Consider the following 17,311-nt stretch of genomic DNA (forward strand, 5'->3'; position numbering starts at 1 on the left):
GGAGAAACTATGGCGGATAAACAAGTAGGAGCGGCGTATGCATTATGCAAACTACAAGCATAGGATAACCGGCTTGTAAAAATGTAATTCCACCACTTTGCTGATGATGCCGGTTTCCAAAGGCTGGCGAAGCCTTTGGCAGACGGAAAAGATAGGAGGGGTTTGGGGAGGAAAGGTACAGCCAGCGCAGCTTCAAGGCAAACCTGTTCTGTCGGGTTGTCTCTCCTCCCCAAAGGAGAATGTATGTATAAAGAATTATTTGCATTTTTGAGTAAGAGGGGAAAAATCGATGTATGTATTTCTTCTCTGTTTTTTACCTTGTACGGATTGAGCTCCGTGGGGATGTTGCTTACGGTGTTTTCGATGTTGTTTAAGATTGCAGCCGGGACTGATGTGCAGGGACTCTACGGGGCTTTTGCAACACTGATAGGCTTGGTCGTTTTTAAAGGGCTTTGCAATATGATTGCCGACTTAAAAAAGCACGGAGCCGGCTTTGATGTGGTGCAGCAAATACGGGAGCGGATGATTGTAAAATTAAAGCTGTTTAGTTTGGGATTTTATACGAATGAACGGCTGGGGGAATTAAATACAATTCTTCATAAAGATGTGGACAATATGTCCATGGTAGTCGGTCATATGTGGCCACGGATGTTCGGTGATTTTCTCATTGCTCTTGCGGTATTTATAGGTCTTTGCTTTATCAACCTTAAAGCAGCCCTTGTTATGGCCGCGTCGATTCCGCTTTCGCTTGCTTACCTTTTTTACACAATTAAGGGAGCACAAAAAACGGAGCATAACAATAATTCCGCCCTTGCCGATATGGTGAGTTTATTTGTCGAATATGTACGCGGTATTCCGGTGCTCAAAAGTTTTTCGCATAATAAAAGTCTGGATAATGAACTTTTTGAAAAGACAAAAAAATTCGGAGAAACAAGTAAGGCTGCGTCCCGTTTTAAGGCAAGACAGCTTTCGGTCTTTTCGTTTTTAATCGATGCAGGGTATTTTGTTCTTTTTATTTATTCCGGTCTTGCCGCATTACGCGGAAGCATTGATGTGCTCAGTTTTATGATTATCGCAGTCATTTCAAAAGAATTTTATAAACCTTTTGCAGCGATGGAAACACACTATATGTATTATGTGTCTGCCGTAGACAGCTATCACCGCTTGGGCAAAATTCTTCATGCTGATGTAATAGCCGATAAAACGGACGGAGTTACTCCTGCACAAAACGATATTGTTTTTAAAGATGTAGCATTTTCTTATGAAGAAGATGAGTTCAAAATGAATGGAGTAAATTTTTCCGTTCCGGAAAAAACGATGACCGCACTTGTAGGTGAATCGGGAAGCGGTAAGACGACGGTTACGAATTTGCTGTTGCGCTTTTACGATGTGCAAAGTGGAAGTATTACGCTCGGCGGTACCGATATTCGGGATATTCCCTACGATGAGCTTTTGGATCGCATCAGCATTGTTATGCAAAATGTTCAGTTATTTGATAACACCATTGAAGAAAATATCCGCGTCGGGAAAAAGGGCGCTTCCAAAGAAGAAATTATCGAGGCCGCAAAAAAGGCAAGGATTCATGATTTTATTATGAGCTTGCCGAAAGGCTATGAAACGGATATAGGCGAAAACGGAGGTCTCTTATCCGGCGGACAAAGACAGCGTATTTCGATTGCACGAGCCTTTTTAAAAGACGCTCCGATTTTAATTCTCGATGAGATGACCAGTAATGTCGATCCCGTAAATGAGTCTTTAATACAGGATGCCATTACAGAACTTGCAAAAAACAGAACGGTCATAGTGATCGCTCATCATTTAAGGACTATTCAAAAGGCAGATCAAATCCTTGTGTTTCAAAAAGGCAATCTTATCGAAAAAGGAAAACACGATGAACTTTTGGAAAAGGACGCTTACTATGCGCGGCTTTGGAAAGCACAATACGGGAGCGGAATGTGCTCTCGCTAAAAGATATTTCGTATAAAACAAGGACAGGTCTTCTCATTCTCGACAATATAAACCTCGAAATAAAAAAAGGAGAATTTGTTGTCATTACCGGAAAAAGCGGAAGCGGGAAGAGCACACTCGGCTCTGTTATCAACGGCCTTATCTCGCATTTCTATGACGGAGTTTTAACGGGCGAAGCTTGTCTAAACGGAAAAGATATACGCACTATGGATCTTTCACAAATAGGCTGCATGGTAGGCTGTGTATTCCAAGACCCGCGAAGTCAGTTTTTTATGACCGATCCTTTTAGTGAAGCGGCATTCGGTTGCAGCAATATGCTTTTGAACAGGGAAGAAATACTGAAAAGGGTAGACAACAGTTTGAAGCTGCTTGGAATAAATCATCTAAAAGAGAAGAGTATCTTTAAACTTTCAAGCGGTGAAAAACAAAAACTGGCTATCGCGTCATGTTATGCGATGTCGCCTGACATTTTTTTGTTCGATGAACCTACGGCTAATCTGGATATTCATTCCATCTTTGATTTGAAAAACATATTACGGAGCTTAAAAGAAGAAGGGAAAACCATTATCGTCTTGGAGCATCGATTATTTTATCTTTCGGCCTTATGCAGCCGTATGCTCGTTATGGATAAGGGAAGAATTACGGGCGAATACTCAAAAGACGAATTTTTTGAGCTGCAAAAAAACAATAAAAATATTCGACCCATATATTTGGAAAATCTTGATACGGTTCATTCTAAAAGTATTGTCGATAAAACCACCCCGTTGTTTGAAATAAAAAACATTTCATATTCACATTCAAAACAGGAAAAAACGGATGTGCTTAAAGACATATCGATAAGAGCTTATGAAAAAGAAGTTATCGGCATTATCGGTGAAAACGGAGCGGGTAAAACAACTCTCGCTAAATTGTGTACAGGCTTATTAAAAGAAAAAAGTGGAAGCGTTTTGATTAAAGGAGAAAAGCGGAGCTATAAGAAAAGGGCGGGGAGTATATATTTTGTCATGCAGGACTCCGACTATCAACTTTTCGGTAATACCGTAGAGGATGAATTGAATATAGGAAAAAAAGGCGGCGGTTTGAGCGATACGGAAAAAGAAACCGTTTTATCGGACTTTGAAATTCTTGATTTAAAAGAACGGCATCCGCTTGCCCTCTCAAGAGGTCAAAAGCAACGGCTTACCATTACAGTAGCTTTTTGCAATAACTGTAAGATACTTTTTTTGGATGAACCGACAAGCGGCTTGGATAAACATTCTATGGATTTGGTTTCTGAAAGTATTCTCACTGCGGCAAATGCAGGTAGACTTATATTTGTAATATCGCATGATTATGAATTTTTACTGTCTGTCTGTAACAGAATTATTTATTTAAAAAGCGGAATGGTTCACGTTGATTTCAATTTAAATAATGATACCAAGAAAATGCTCTGGGAGCTTTTAAGTAAAAAAGAGGAAATGTGAAGTGAATACAAAAAGAAAAGCGGATCCGAGAACGGTACTCGGCATTGTATTTATTTTTATCTCGTTTGGTCTTGCTGTCAATAAGCCCATCCCCTCACATGTTTTACTTATTATTTGTAATTTCTATTTATGGGATGTACGCGCTTACCGTGAATCCGTTTTATATAGCGGAATGTATAGTATCATTGCCGTGTCGATGTTTTATATTCATTATATTCCGAATTCGACAATTGCTCTCATGATTGTATCTTTAAGTTATTTTATTCAAAAATTCGTTATTGCGGTTATGATGATTATATTCTTGAAAAAGAAAACTTCCATGTCCTCTATTATATCGGCTATGCAGACGATGAAATTTCCAAACATAATAGCAATTCCCTTAATCGTTGTATTTAGGTATCTCCCGTCCTTAAAAGAAGATTACGGCTGTTTAAAAGACAGTTTAAAAATAAGGGGAATTTCTATTTCGGGCTTACGCTTTTTAATGCATCCCATTCGTTCTTTGGAACTTATAATTGTTCCGATTTTATTTAGAAGTCTTCGCATAGCTGAGGAACTTTCCACATCGGTTTTGCTGAGAGGAATTGAAAATTATAAAAACAGAACAAATATCTATCCGCTCAAATTTACAAAAACGGATTTTGTATACGGATTATGTACGGCTATTGCTGTGGGTGCGGTATCGTACTTACAGTTTAGTAATATTTTTTAAGGAGAATGTCATGGAAACAAAGACAAACAAATTGAATGCGCGGGATTTTATTTTTATCGGAATCTTCGCTGCGGTTGCACTATTAATTTTCTTTATTACGGGAGCGCTCGCTGCATTAACGCTTTTTGGAACGATAGCCAATATCCCGATTACGCTGTTTTTTGTATCGATAGCATTTATGCTGGCGGCATCAAAGGTAAGAAAAACGGGCGTCTTTTTTATTATGGGGATAATTATCGTTTTACCGGGATTTATGGCGGCAAACGGAATAGGCGTCGGCCTTTCAATCATCGGCTGGTTTATTGCGGAGACTCTTGCGTCAACGATGAAGTACAAGGATAAAAAAACAATTATTCTGTCCTATGTGCTGGGCTCCACGTTGCAGACAGCCTTGTTCACCCTGCCCATGTATCTTTCGCATGGAGAATACTTTGTGCAAAGAAAGGAGATTTTACATTTAACGGATGAAGCTTTACAACAGTATTTGCAGGTTGTGGGTTCATGGCAGATGTACGGTTCAATGATTGCATTGACGGTTATAACAAGTTTCGCAGGAGCGTGGATTTCTATACGGATATTAAAAAAGCATTTTGAAAAAGCGGGGATGGTATAGGGGGAATTAGCAATGGGTAATTGTAAATTGAACTTATGGATTTAAAAGGTATTTTGTTAATTCTCTTAAAGATGTGCAAAAGGCAGGTAAAGCGATTGAAGAGCACATTGGGGATAGAAAAATAACTATGAATTTAATTAAACTTGCTCCTGAGCCGGTACGTCAACGGCCAACAAAGAAAAAAGCCTCAATGAAACAAAAGCTAGGCCTTTGTATGATTAACGATGAGTTTCTATTCTCTGTTCTTCAACTTTTGTGATGCGGTTGCCATGATATTACCAAACAATTACAGAAGCTGCCTCGCTTATCGAGCTATAGGTTTTAAGAGAGGTAAAAGTTATTGCGGCATTGCCCAAAAGCTCGGCATCGGCTATCTGCAGCACCTTAAATTCTCTGCCGGTGATTTCGGCTTTTAGGTCCTGCCAAAGCTTATTATTAGCCTGCCCTCCGGAGATTGTATATATGGGACGGAAGCCTGCGGCCTTTTCAAGTAAATCCATACCCTCTTTTACCTTAAAAGCAAGGGCTTCCATTATAGCCCTTCCTTCCGCTTCATTTTGTTTATGGGAGGATTGAGTATTTATATTATGCACAAAAGCATCAAAGTCCATAAAATTGCCTCCGTGCTTTTTTATATACTCATAAAAAACATTCCCCGAATTTTCTATTAGATAGGATATGTTCCAAAGGTTCGGAATCGGAGACGGAAGAAGGCGTAAGCTCTTCAACTTGGAGCTTTCAGGAGGAGCTTCAAGACAGATATTTATTCCCTCGCTTGAGCCGGCCCTATCGCAGGCAGTTCCCGGCTTCAATGTGTTTGTGCCGATGAGGGCAGCTATAAAATCTGGAGGCCCTGCAAAAACGGGAATGTTCCGGTAAAGACCGCAGTGTTCTCCCAGAGGAACAAAGGGGGCAAGTTTGTTTTTAGGTATGGATAAGGCTTTTAGTTCTTCATCAGTCCAATAAGCGGGCACATAGCGTTTTTCGGGCAAAACCGTTACCTTCGTTTTTGTGAGTTTATAAATTAAATACTCGGGGCCCGATAAAATATATTTTGCAGATTGAAATATTTCGGGGTAAGAATTTCGGAAAAAATCCAAGCGGGGCAAAAAGATGGATTTACCGTAAAAAGGATTTTTTTTCATGGAGTTTTCATTCGTGTTCTCGCTAGAGCTTTCATTCAAGGTTTCGGAAGAAGCCTTGTTCCATAAAAGCAAAAAATCTCTTTCTGCAGAAGCTTCGGATACGGCAACCAAGCTGGGGCCGTTTCCCGAAATGCAGATACCGCAAATCTTAATGCTTTTTTGTTCTGCAAAGTCGGAAAACAGCTTAAAAAGATTTTCAAAGGAAACAAGCCATGTTTCGGCTTCAAGGTTTTGAGGAAAAAATAAACGGCCTTGTGTATAAACCTTTCCGTCTTCGGCTATAAGAGCACCCTTTAGGGAAGACGTACCTATGTCAAAGACGGCAGCACAAAAAATCATTTTTTAGGCGTTGCAGCGTTTTTTAGCAATTTTTCGATAATATCCCTGTTATCGAGGAGGCTCGAAAGGGAGAGGTTTTCGTGAAGGCGCGTGATAACTTGAGCAAAGAGTCCCGATACATCGGTTTCAATATACCACTCTTTTTGCTTTAGTTCGGTGTGATAAACGGCATTCGTACCTATAATGCGGTAAAAAAGCCCCTTGGAATAAGCCTCGTCAAATTGCTGAATGGCATCGCCCGTAAAGAAAGGAAGACTTACGGCAGCTATAACCTTTTTTGCACCCTTGCTCTTCAAAAATTCCATAGCCTTTAAAAGAGTACCGCCGGTTCCCAGCATATCGTCTGCGAGGAAGGTATTTTTTCCTTCTACATCACCCAAAAGTTTAATGCTTATGATATTCGACTGCTTTGCATTTTGGGTAACAACGGAATAATCTCTTTCTTTATAAATCATGGCGAGGGGTTTTTGCAAACCCGACGAATAGAATTTATTTCGGTCTACTGCCCCGGAGTCGGGAGAAACAACTACAAATTGTTCTTCCGAATCGGCACTTAAATCGAGTATTCTTGTAAGCTCACGTATAATCTGATAACTTGCATGAAGGTTTTGTAAGCGTGCAGAATGGAAGGAATTTTCAATTTCGCGGGAGTGAATATCGAGGGTTATAATTTGCTCTACATCGAGGTCTTCGTAAATATGCCCAAGCAAGCTGGCAGTCAATCCCTCTCTTCCCTTCTTTTTGTGCTGGCGGCTGTAAGGATAAACCGGAAGAACTAAGGATATTCTCCCTGCTCCTGCATGACGGACAGCATCTATGGTTACGATGAGGGACATAAGATGATCATTTACGGAAAAGACCTCCTTGTTTTTTCCCTCATTGATGGTAATTTCCTGCTTGTTTTCAACATCCTGAAAAATATAGACATCTTTTCCGCGGACCGTTTCGAGGAGCTCGGTTTTAAATTCCCCATTCATAAAATATGTAAAACGGGCATCTACCTTGAATTTGGGTACGTGGATTTTATTTGTGTCCTTGTTTACTGACATTCTGCCTGCAAACAAATCGCTGTAAAAGTTAAATTTTTGAATCATATCCTCAGCGGAGGTATTGTACCTTTTTGCTAACTTTTCGCTTTGCTGGTATAACTTACGGGCATAGATATGCTTCAAATTCTTAATCGTTAAATTTGCAAACTCTTCGCCTCCAGGACAAGCAATAATTGCGAGGTTATTCGATTCAAGATAATTCATTTTGCCTCCAAAAAGAATATAAAAAATGTTACTTGATTTACTTTATCACTTGTTGAAGAAAATTACAATAGGGGAAGATGCAGCTATTTTAACAATAATCTTCAGCCATATCTATTTTTGATAAACAGAGACCCTGTTTCTGCCGCCCTCTTTAGCGGAATAAAGGGCTGTATCTGAAAATTTTAATAGTTCAGGCGTAGTCATCTTTTCGTCATATACGGCAAGACCTATAGAACATGAAACTCGTAATTCGGGATGCTCTTGAAATGTTAAAGCATTAACTTCGGTACATACTCTTTTGCACTGATATTCGGCTCTTTCCAATATTCCTCTGATAATAAAAGAAAACTCATCGCCGCCGTACCGGATTAAAATATCGTCAGTATCAAAATTGCTCTTAAAAACTTCGACAATGGCTAATAGAACCTTGTCGCAAAAGACGGCTCCGTAGTCTCTGTTAAGCTGACCAAAGTGATCAATATCCACCATAGCAAAACTTACCCCGATATGCTGGCGGACACAGCGTTTAAGGAGACTTTCAAATGATTCATCTAAATATCTTCTATTGTATAGCCCTGTAAACTCATCTGTAATGGCTCTTTTTTTTGCATCATCACCCCATCGGATTATCTGCGATAAAAGACCGTCCGTCTTACTTAAACGTCCGCCGGTAATTTTAAGCATATTGTACAAAACAGTTGAAGCGATTTTCGGCTGGTCTATGATAAGGGAAGAAAAATCTTGAGATTTTAAAACAAGGCAGGAGGTGGATTCTACAGCCTTGCAGGTTGCCGAGCGGTGCTCTTGTTCCAGCATAGCCATCTCACCGAAAAAATCTCCCGCTCCAAGACGGACAAGTTCAATTTCTTTCCCTTCGGATTTTACCGAAACGGAAATAGTACCTTCTACGATGATAAAAAGCTCATTGCCCGATTCACCTTCATAGACTAAGGCTTGACCCGCTTCAAATTCGGAATAAAACATAGCTTCAGCCAAGACTTCTATTTCTTTTATCGAAAGATGAGCAAAAAGCCGTGCCTTCTGTAAAATTTCAAGCCATTTTTGTTTTGAGCTATTCATTTATATCCTCCTCAAAGAGAATCTGCGAACCGCCGCGGGCTCGTCCGATAAGAGGCATTTCGGCACATTGTTTGATAAATTCCGTCTTTTCAATCTTTGTATCCGGATATAATAAAATGCCTAAACTCATGCTCAACTTAAAAGGACTGTTTAAGACCGGAGAAATATCTAAGTTTTCAAGCTCTGCCTTTATCTTTTCGGCTAAACTTGCGGCCCCATCCCGCTCTAACTCAGGCGTTAAAACGGCAAATTCGTTTCCCTGATAACGGATTAAAACCGAATCCGTATCTAAAAAATGGCTCAGGTGATTACCTATAAAGGTAAGACAGGCATCGCCCTTTTCGTGGCCGTATGTGTCGTTTATAGCCTTAAAATTATCGGGCTTCATCATAATAAGAGAAAAAGAGCTTTTCATAAAATCCGCAATATTTTCTTCAAGATAGGCCTTGTTTAAAAGTCCTGTAAGCTTATCGCCATAAACCTGCTTTTGCAGTTCCTGCATAATGGGGGAATTTTCTTTTATTAAAGAGTTGGCCTTTCGAGTTCTCCTCGAAACCATTACCAAGAAAGATTTTAGCAGTTGAGCGTAAGTTACGGGATTATCCTTAAAAACATCTTCCATAGGTGTGCCGTCTTTAGGAAAAGAGAGGATGATAGTGTCTTCATTGGCAGAAGCTATGGCCTTTTGCTCATCTTGGGTAAGCATAGCCGTTTCACCGAACATTTCACCGCTTACAAATTCGGCTAGAACGGAATTATCTTCAGGAGATAAAATTATAACATTTCCTTCTACAAGAATGTAAAAGCGGTCACCTTTTGTGTCCTGCTGAAAGATAATATCGCCTTTTTGATAGCTGTCTATCCCTGCCTTATCGGCTATGTCTTTTAAGTAAACCTCATCCCATCCTGCAAAAAGAGGAGTTTTGCTTAAAGCCTCTATCTTCTGTTTATCAGTAATCATGCACACCACCTAAGAGCATTATAGCATATTTTCAGCAAAAGAAAAGTGCATAGTAAAAAAAACAGGGGAAGAAATCAAAAAAACTTATTCATAAAGCAACTCTTTCAAACATCAAGGCTATTTTCATAAGCATCTTACCTCATTTTAGATTTTTGCGTCTTTCCGCATTTTTCTAAAATAGAATTATGCCACATATTCTTACAAATAGCAATACCAATTCGCTCAATAAAGGTCCTACTGTTGTAACTGCAAAAAATAAGCGGCAACGGATAAATACCCGCTGCCGCTTCTCATGCTGAGAGTTTTAAACTCTTAAGCTCCTATAATTCCTATAGCTCCTAATACGATTAAAAGTTGGGCAAGAATATAGGTTTTCATAATAAGAAATCGCATTCCGGCCTTGCCGCCCAAAAAGTATTTGGTTGCAACCATGGTATCCGATATGAGAAAGAAAACACTTCCTATAGCAGCCAATATAAACCCTAAAGATTGGTTTGCAAAGGCAAAAACTATAAAAAGCCAGCTCATCGATGATATTATAAGGGCGTAAACTATTACAACAGGTTTAAACCCTTTTAAGTATTTTTTTGTTCTCAGTACGGCATAAACAATTGAAATTAAAAAAATCGCCGCTGTTACAATTCCGGGGATAAGGGGGATATATTCAACATTAGCACTGAGTATTGCAAAAACTATATAAGATATTTGCGTAATTGCAAAAAATAAGATTCCAAGAGCAAAGTTCTGTTTTTCCCAATCAAAGAGAAGAGCAGCATCTCCCAAAAAGCTGAAAATCAAAGCAATTATTATTAAAACATTTAATACCGAAAATGTTTTAATACTTACAAAGCTGAAGGCCAAAAAGAATAAAAGAAGAACCGGCATCAGCATAAATTTTGTCATATCCGCCCATTTTTGTCTTTGTTGAAAGCACTTGATTAAATGAATAATCGAAATAACTAAAAACAAGGCAAGAGCTGCGATACACAAAGGATCTAAACATTCATTATACATATATACCTCCAAAAATATACCTATATAATAATCATATACCGAAATCATCAAAAAAGCAAGATATTTTTAAAATTTAAGTTGACGATTAAGCATTTCTATGCTATTCTGTACAAGACAGTAATGTTACCCTTAATTAATGGGTAAGAATTTAGTTTACATGGAAGAATAATATGCAGATTTTTGATACTCATGCTCATGTCGGCTTGATATATTCCGATCCGATTGAGCAATTACGCGTTGTACAGGAAGCCCGCCAAGGCTCCGTAACGAGAATAGTAAGTATATGTAACAGTCTCCACGACTTTTCCAAGGTGTATGAAACTCTTAGGTTTTCGCCGGCGGTATACCATGCCGTAGGCGTATCTCCGTCCGAAGTTACATCTCCCGGAAAAGACTGGCAAAAAACAATAGAAGAAAGCTTAAAATTACCCAATGTAGTGGCTGTAGGTGAAATAGGCCTTGATTACTGCAAAAAATACGGAGATAAACGCTCTCAGATTGAGCTTTTTATCGCTCAACTCGACATTGCCTCAAAGGCCGGTTTTCCGGTAATTATTCACAATAGAGAGGCAGGAAAGGATCTTCTTGATATCTTAAAGGAAAGGATTCCCAAAGAAGGAGGCGTTTTACACTGCTACTCCGAAGACGATATTTATGCAAAAGAAGCTTTAAACCTTCCTTTATACTTCTCTTTTGCGGGAAATTTGACTTACCGCAATGCAAGAAATTTGCATGATACTGTCTTGGCCCTTCCTCTTGACCGCATTGTTGTCGAATCCGAAAGCCCCTTTATGCCGCCTTCGGTATACCGAGGCCAAAGGAATATGCCGGCCAACACAATCGAAACCGTAAAGTTTATGGCTGAGATGCTTTCGATGGATATTGAAGAACTTGCCGATCAACTTTGGAAAAACAGCTGTAAGCTCTTCCGGCTGCCCGAATAAAACATGGAAGAATCGCTTTACAAGCCCGTCTCAATAGGCGGGCTTCTTTTATCGGGGAACATCTTTTTAGCCCCTGTTGCAGGCTACTCCGACAAGGCATTCCGCTCCATCTGCGTGGACTGCGGTGCGGATTTTACATACACCGAAATGGTATCCTCCGAAGCCCTCGTGAGGGATTCCGATAAAACCGAAAGCCTAATAGGAAGGGCACCTAACGAAAAAGCTTATGCCGTACAGATTTTCGGCTCAAACCCAGAATATATGGCAAAAACAGCCGTCATAATCGCCGAAAAATATTCTCCCGAATGTATCGACATAAATTCGGGCTGCCCCATGGCAAAGATTACCAAAAACGGCGCCGGATCAGCCTTGATGACGGACATTCCTCTTTTGTACAGGATTGTAAAGGCCGTAAACGATGCTATGGCCCCTTATAAGATACCCGTAACCCTTAAAATACGCTCAGGCTTTACCGCCGACAAACTTAACTGGAAGGAAGCAGCCTCAGCCGCCATAGATGCCGGGGTTAAAATGCTTACCCTCCATCCCCGTACCCGCTCGCAGGTGTATTCAGGCAAAGCCGATTGGAACATCCTTGCTGAGCTGGTTCAATTCGCAAAGCCTTATCAAATTCCTATTTTCGGATCGGGAGATTTGTTTTCACCTGAGGATGCCAAAAAAATGCTTGAAGAAACAGGCTGTGCCGGCATAATGTTTGCCCGCGGTGCTATGGGGAATCCCTTTATTTTTACCCAAACAAGGGAGCTTTTGATAAATGGAACATACGGCGAAATAAGCACGGAACAAAAAATCCGTACCGGCTTTAAAGAGCTCGTCTTTTTATGCGATGAAAAGGGAGAAGAAAAAGGCTGCCGCGAAATGCGTAAACGCTTTGCCTCCTACACCAAGGGCATACCCGACGGCTCCCGCCTCCGCCAAGAATTGGTACAAGCCTCAACAATAGCGGAGTATAAAGCTATAATTCAAAATTATTTTCAATTGACATAAGCGGTTTTATTTTATATACTTCTTTATGTAAGAAAAAAATTTGGAGAACTTATGTCAAACACATCTACAGTAAAAACACTTCCTTTGGTTCCGTTTAAGGAAATGCCTTATACAAGACCGGATATGAAGGCTATTGAAAAGGGCTTTGCCGATGCCCTATCTAAATTTAAGGCAGCCGCTTCGGTAAAAGAACAGATTGAAGCTATCGATATAGTGCAGGCTATCAACCGTGAGTACAGCACAATGTCTTCTTTGGCCTCGGTCAGGCATACCATAGACACAAGGGATGAATTCTACGATAAAGAGAACGACTTTTATGATGAAGCAGGTCCTCTTTTTAGTAAGCTTTCAAACGAATTCGGCGCAGAAATCGTAAAGTCCAAATTCAGAGCCGAACTCGAAAAAGAATTCGGTCATCAGGTCTTTGATTTAACCGATCTATCCTTAAAGGTATTCAGCCCCGAAATTATGGACGACCTCATGGCCGAAAACAAACTGACCAGCAAATACAGTAAACTCATAGCTTCTGCCCAAATCGAATTCCAAGGCGAAAAGCGCACCCTTTCCCAATTAAGTCCCTTTATGCAGGACATGGACAGGGAGGTAAGAAAGGCGGCAGCAAAGGCCTTCTACGGTTTCTTTGAAGAAAATGAAGCCGAATTCGATTCTATCTATGATGAGCTTGTAAAGGTTCGTACAAAGATAGCAAAAAAGCTGGGCTACAAAAACTTTGTTCAGCTTGCCTATGACCGCCTTGGCAGAACCGAGTACAATGCCGAAATGGTTGCAAAATACCGCAAGCAGATTTACGAGCTTGTTGTTCCCATTGCCCAAAGTTTAAAAAAACGCCAAAGCAAGAGGTTAAAGCTCGATAAGGTTTATTATTACGACACGGGGCTTAAATACCTTACGGGAAATGCAGTTCCACAAGGCGAGCCTGATTGGATTGTTGAACAGGCAAAGAAGATGTACAATGAGCTTTCGCCCGAAACAAGCGAATTCTTTAAGATGATGACCGATTACGGACTCATGGACTTACTTTCAACCAAAGGAAAGGCAGGCGGCGGCTATTGTACGGGCTTCCCCTTGTACAAGGTTCCCTTTATCTTTGCAAACTTTAACAAAACCCAGCACGATGTCGAGGTTATGACCCACGAAGCGGGCCATGCCTTCCAAGCTTATCAGAGCAGAAATGCACGCCTTCTCGAATACGGATGGCCGACGCTTGAAGCTTGCGAAATTCACTCGATGAGTATGGAGTTTTTTACATGGCCATGGATGGAGCTCTTCTTTAAACACCAAACCGAAAAATTTAAGTTTACCCATCTTTCCGGAGCTTTCGAATTCCTCCCCTATGGAGCGACAGTCGATGAGTTCCAGCACTGGGTCTATGAAAACCCCGAAGCAAGTCCTGCCGAAAGAAAGGCCGAATGGCATAAAATCGAATTAAAGTATAATCCTTCAATTGATTATGCCGATAATGCCTACCTTAACCGAGGCGGCTTTTGGGTAAAGCAGGGGCACATTTTTGCTTCTCCCTTCTATTACATAGACTATACCTTGGCCCAAGTTTGTGCCCTACAGTTCTGGGTAAAAGCCAATGCCGACCGCAAAACGGCTTGGGAAGATTATTTACGCCTTTGCAAGGCCGGCGGAAGCCTTCCCTTCTTGGAGCTTTTAAAACTTGCAAACCTAAAAAATCCCTTTGAAGAAGTCTGCATCGCTTCGGTTACCCCCGAATGTGAAAAATGGCTTAATTCTATAGACGATTCAAAACTGTAGCAGTACAAATGAAGCCCCAGCCTTTCGCCGCATTTGATGATAAGACATTAAATGCGGCGAAGCATCCAAAACCGTTCCTATCGATAAATTAGTGGTTTTGTAAGACGAGCCCTGTACCGAAAAGAATATGACATAACAGACACTATGAGAAGTTCGCAGACGGCAGGGTGAAGGATATCGAAGACGAAATCCCGTTTGCCGTGCCGGAGGGATGGGCGTGGTGTAGACTGGGGGAACTCTCAAAATTAATTTCAAAAGGAACTACTCCCAGAGGAGGAAAGAATGCATATACGGTAATTGGAGTTAATTATCTTCGGATAGAAAATATTAATGATTATGGAACAATTGATTTAAAGAACATTTCTCATATAACGGAAGAAGAACATTTTGGATATTTGAAGCGTTCAATTTTACAAGAAAATGATTTTATTGTTTCAATAGCTGGAACATTAGGAAAAACTGCAATTGTTAGAAAACAAGATTTGCCGCTTAATACAAACCAAGCCGTAGCATTTGTTAGATTAGAACATTTTGATATTCTTAATCTCCAATTTTTAAGGATTATAATTGAATCTTCAACAATTAAAGAGTTACTTTTAAAACAAACAAAAGTAACTTCTATTCCAAATTTAACGTTAGAAATTATATCTAGCTGTTTTATCCCCCTCCCCCCTCTCGCCGAGCAAAAACGCATCGTTACAGCAATCGAAGCAATCCTTGCACAGATAGATCTATTGGAACAAAACAAAGCCGATCTACAAACAGCCGTCAAACAGGCAAAGTCAAAAATCCTCGATCTTGCAATCCGCGGGAAACTTGTCCCGCAAGACCCTGTCGATGAGCCTGCATCGGTTATGCTGGAAAAACTCCGCGCTGAGAAAGAAGTTAAAATCGCAGCCGGCGAGATAAAACGCGGTAAGAATGAGTCATATATTTATAAAAATTCTACTGATAATTGTTATTATGAGAAGTTCTTTGAAAAAAAAGATCTTTGTATTGATAATGAAATTCCTTTTGAATTACCGGCAAACTGGCAATGGTGCAGGTTGGGGGAAGTGTGTGATTATGGTAAATGCGAAAATATTGAAGTCTCTGAACTGAAACCAGATGATTGGATTCTCGATTTGGAAGATATTGAAAAAGATTCTGGAAAAATAATCACTTTTCATAGTTTTGCAGAACGAAGATCAGAAAGTACAAAACATATATTCCGTAAAGGAGACCTTTTATACAGTAAATTACGACCATATCTAAATAAAGTTGTAATTGCGCCAAAAGACGGCTTTTGTACTTCTGAAATTCTGCCATTAAACTTCAACGGGGTTCTATTAAATGAATTTGCACAGAGACTTCTGATGTCATTCTTTTTTTTGTCAACGGTAAATATGCTGGTCTACGGCGTAAAGATGCCTCGCTTAGGAAGAGATGATGCAAAAAAAATATTCATCCCTATTCCTCCCATTTCAGAGCAAAAAAGAATCGTTGCTAAAATTGAAGAAATATTTAATGCTTTAGACGATACTCAAAGTAATCTTGTCTAATTGAATAAAAAGGTCATCGACTTTATCTAAAATCCGTTGTTGTGCAGCTAATGGCGGCAATGGAAATAAAATCCGCTGAATATGTGTTTTGGTTAAACTTGGTAATGTTGTACTGCTGTCCAATGATGTAAAGTCAAATGATTTACAGAAATAAAATAGATATCGAGGCAGAACAATTGATGATGGTGCAAGACCAAAAGCAGTGTCGACATTCCAGAGCTTTTCTTCTACAAATATAGGATTGTTTATTGAACCTTTGCGTCCGATTATTGTGCAATTTTCCGGGCAAATATAGTCATTAGCGTATCCCATAATACCGCCGCTTCCATAAATTGGATATTCACCAGTGTCATCTTCTACCTGTGATTGATTTTTTCCGTTTATTACATCAGCAACATCGCCAAAATGGCACCATGTCCACGATTCAGGAATAGCAGATAACATTTCTACAACTTTTTCGATTCCATCACCAAACTTCTCATAATAACAAGAAAGCACATTACAAGTATACTTTAAGTAAGCGAGAGATCGCTAATCTTGTTTATTGGGAGGTCGTTATGGAAAACGGCACAAGTTTTGAAGAGTATTTGAAGAAAAGCAATCTTTCTCAGAATACTCTTACATCGTATTTATGGACAGTTAAATACTACACAGAACATTATGATTCTGTCAGTAAGGAAAATCTGCTTGCATACAAAGGCTATCTGATTGAGTTCTTTAAACCGAAAACGGTGAATTTAAGGATTCAGGGAATTAACAAGTATTTACAGTTTATACATAAAGATCAGCTGCAGTTAAAATTTGTAAAAGTTCAGCAGAAGAACTTCCTTGAAAATGTTATCAGTAACGCCGACTATCAATTTTTGAAATCAAGCCTTAAAAGAGACGGAAATCGAGAATGGTATTTTGTCGTGTGGTTCCTCGCAGCTACAGGGGCGCGAGTCAGCGAGCTTATTCAGATAAAAGTTGAGCATGTTAAGTTGGGATATTTTGATCTATATTCAAAGGGCGGAAAGCTCAGGCGGCTCTATATTCCAAAAATTTTGAAAGAAGAAGCCTTACAATGGCTGGAATCAATCAGGCGTGAATCCGGCTATCTGTTCCTAAATCGTTTTGAAAAGCATATCACCACTCGCGGTATTGCGCAACAGCTAAAGAATTATGCCAAAAAATACGGAATAAATGAAAAAGTTGTCTATCCGCATTCATTCCGGCATCGTTATGCAAAGAATTTTCTTGAAAAGTTCAATGATATTTCTCTTCTTGCTGATTTAATGGGGCATGAAAGTATCGAAACAACGCGTATTTACTTACGCCGCACCGCAAGCGAACAACGGGAGCTGGTTGATAGCATTGTAACGTGGTAAAAATTGAAACTGTCCAGAAACTTCAGTTTTTGGACAGTCTTCTTACTTTAAACGGCCCATATTTTGAAAAACCATATCGGCAATTCCAAGTAATAATTCTTATAGCAAACACCTTACTGCA

The 17,311-nt window shown here is 39.8% G+C and carries 15 protein-coding genes; 9 read left to right on the top strand and 6 right to left on the bottom strand.

The window, feature by feature from the left end; translation table 11 throughout:
- Nucleotides 1-243: 243 nt before the first annotated feature.
- Genes HO345_RS09705 through HO345_RS09720 form a run of 4 tightly spaced genes read left to right on the top strand, consistent with a single transcriptional unit; the run spans nt 244 to nt 4,756 of the window.
- Nucleotides 244-1,968, top strand: a complete 1,725-nt coding sequence (locus tag HO345_RS09705) for an ABC transporter ATP-binding protein (RefSeq protein ID WP_253682737.1) — start codon at nt 244-246, stop codon at nt 1,966-1,968.
- Nucleotides 1,956-3,431: an ABC transporter ATP-binding protein gene (locus HO345_RS09710; RefSeq protein WP_253682738.1), complete on the top strand. Its 1,476-nt coding sequence runs from the start codon at nt 1,956-1,958 to the stop codon at nt 3,429-3,431. The genes HO345_RS09705 and HO345_RS09710 overlap by 13 nt, the downstream gene beginning before the upstream one ends.
- 1 nt (nt 3,432) lies before the next feature.
- Entirely contained in the window at nt 3,433-4,143 is a 711-nt protein-coding gene (locus HO345_RS09715; protein ID WP_253682739.1) for an energy-coupling factor transporter transmembrane component T family protein, read from the top strand.
- A 10-nt stretch (nt 4,144-4,153) separates the two neighbouring features.
- Complete coding sequence (locus tag HO345_RS09720) at nt 4,154-4,756, top strand: MptD family putative ECF transporter S component (protein WP_253682740.1); 603 nt, start codon at nt 4,154-4,156, stop codon at nt 4,754-4,756.
- Nucleotides 4,757-5,031: 275 nt separating this feature from the next.
- On the opposite strand, the gene HO345_RS09725 is transcribed toward HO345_RS09720, so the two are convergent.
- The 5 genes from HO345_RS09725 to HO345_RS09745 form a co-directional block, all read right to left on the bottom strand.
- Entirely contained in the window at nt 5,032-6,240 is a 1,209-nt protein-coding gene (locus tag HO345_RS09725; protein ID WP_253682741.1) for an FGGY-family carbohydrate kinase, read from the bottom strand.
- Entirely contained in the window at nt 6,237-7,493 is a 1,257-nt protein-coding gene (locus tag HO345_RS09730; protein WP_253682742.1) for a ribose-phosphate pyrophosphokinase, read from the bottom strand. Before HO345_RS09730 ends, HO345_RS09725 begins: the two co-directional genes overlap by 4 nt.
- A 111-nt stretch (nt 7,494-7,604) precedes the next feature.
- Nucleotides 7,605-8,573, bottom strand: a complete 969-nt coding sequence (locus tag HO345_RS09735; RefSeq protein ID WP_253682743.1) for a GGDEF domain-containing protein — start codon at nt 8,571-8,573, stop codon at nt 7,605-7,607.
- Nucleotides 8,566-9,534 (bottom strand): GGDEF domain-containing protein, encoded by a 969-nt coding sequence (locus HO345_RS09740; protein WP_253682744.1) that lies wholly within the window; start codon nt 9,532-9,534, stop codon nt 8,566-8,568. Before HO345_RS09740 ends, HO345_RS09735 begins: the two co-directional genes overlap by 8 nt.
- 312 nt (nt 9,535-9,846) lie before the next feature.
- Nucleotides 9,847-10,548, bottom strand: a complete 702-nt coding sequence (locus HO345_RS09745) for a lysoplasmalogenase (RefSeq protein WP_253682745.1) — start codon at nt 10,546-10,548, stop codon at nt 9,847-9,849.
- A 170-nt stretch (nt 10,549-10,718) separates the two neighbouring features.
- On the opposite strand from HO345_RS09745, the gene HO345_RS09750 reads away from it, so the two are divergent.
- From HO345_RS09750 to HO345_RS09765, 4 genes are all read left to right on the top strand, one after another.
- The gene (locus HO345_RS09750) at nt 10,719-11,492 is read left to right on the top strand and encodes a TatD family hydrolase (protein WP_002667034.1); all 774 of its coding nucleotides are present in this window, start codon (nt 10,719-10,721) and stop codon (nt 11,490-11,492) included.
- A 3-nt stretch (nt 11,493-11,495) separates the two neighbouring features.
- A complete protein-coding gene (gene dusB, locus HO345_RS09755) occupies nt 11,496-12,500 on the top strand; it encodes a tRNA dihydrouridine synthase DusB (RefSeq protein WP_253682746.1) in 1,005 nt (334 codons plus the stop codon).
- A 51-nt stretch (nt 12,501-12,551) separates the two neighbouring features.
- On the top strand, nt 12,552-14,282 hold the full coding sequence (locus HO345_RS09760; protein ID WP_253682747.1) for a M3 family oligoendopeptidase: 1,731 nt from the start codon (nt 12,552-12,554) through the stop codon (nt 14,280-14,282).
- A gap of 167 nt (nt 14,283-14,449) precedes the next feature.
- Nucleotides 14,450-15,823 carry a restriction endonuclease subunit S gene (locus tag HO345_RS09765; RefSeq protein ID WP_253682748.1) on the top strand — a complete coding sequence of 458 codons (1,374 nt, stop codon included), beginning with the start codon at nt 14,450-14,452 and terminating at the stop codon, nt 15,821-15,823.
- Here HO345_RS09765 and HO345_RS09770 read toward each other — a convergent pair.
- On the bottom strand, nt 15,794-16,321 hold the full coding sequence (locus tag HO345_RS09770) for a restriction endonuclease subunit S (RefSeq protein WP_253682749.1): 528 nt from the start codon (nt 16,319-16,321) through the stop codon (nt 15,794-15,796). The genes HO345_RS09765 and HO345_RS09770 overlap by 30 nt on opposite strands.
- 59 nt (nt 16,322-16,380) lie before the next feature.
- Here HO345_RS09770 and HO345_RS09775 point away from each other — a divergent pair, with 59 nt between their 5' ends.
- Nucleotides 16,381-17,190 (top strand): tyrosine-type recombinase/integrase, encoded by an 810-nt coding sequence (locus HO345_RS09775; protein ID WP_044978669.1) that lies wholly within the window; start codon nt 16,381-16,383, stop codon nt 17,188-17,190.
- Nucleotides 17,191-17,311: the final 121 nt, after the last annotated feature.

Source organism: Treponema denticola (genome assembly GCF_024181645.1).
GTDB classification, from domain to species: domain Bacteria; phylum Spirochaetota; class Spirochaetia; order Treponematales; family Treponemataceae; genus Treponema_B; species Treponema_B denticola_A.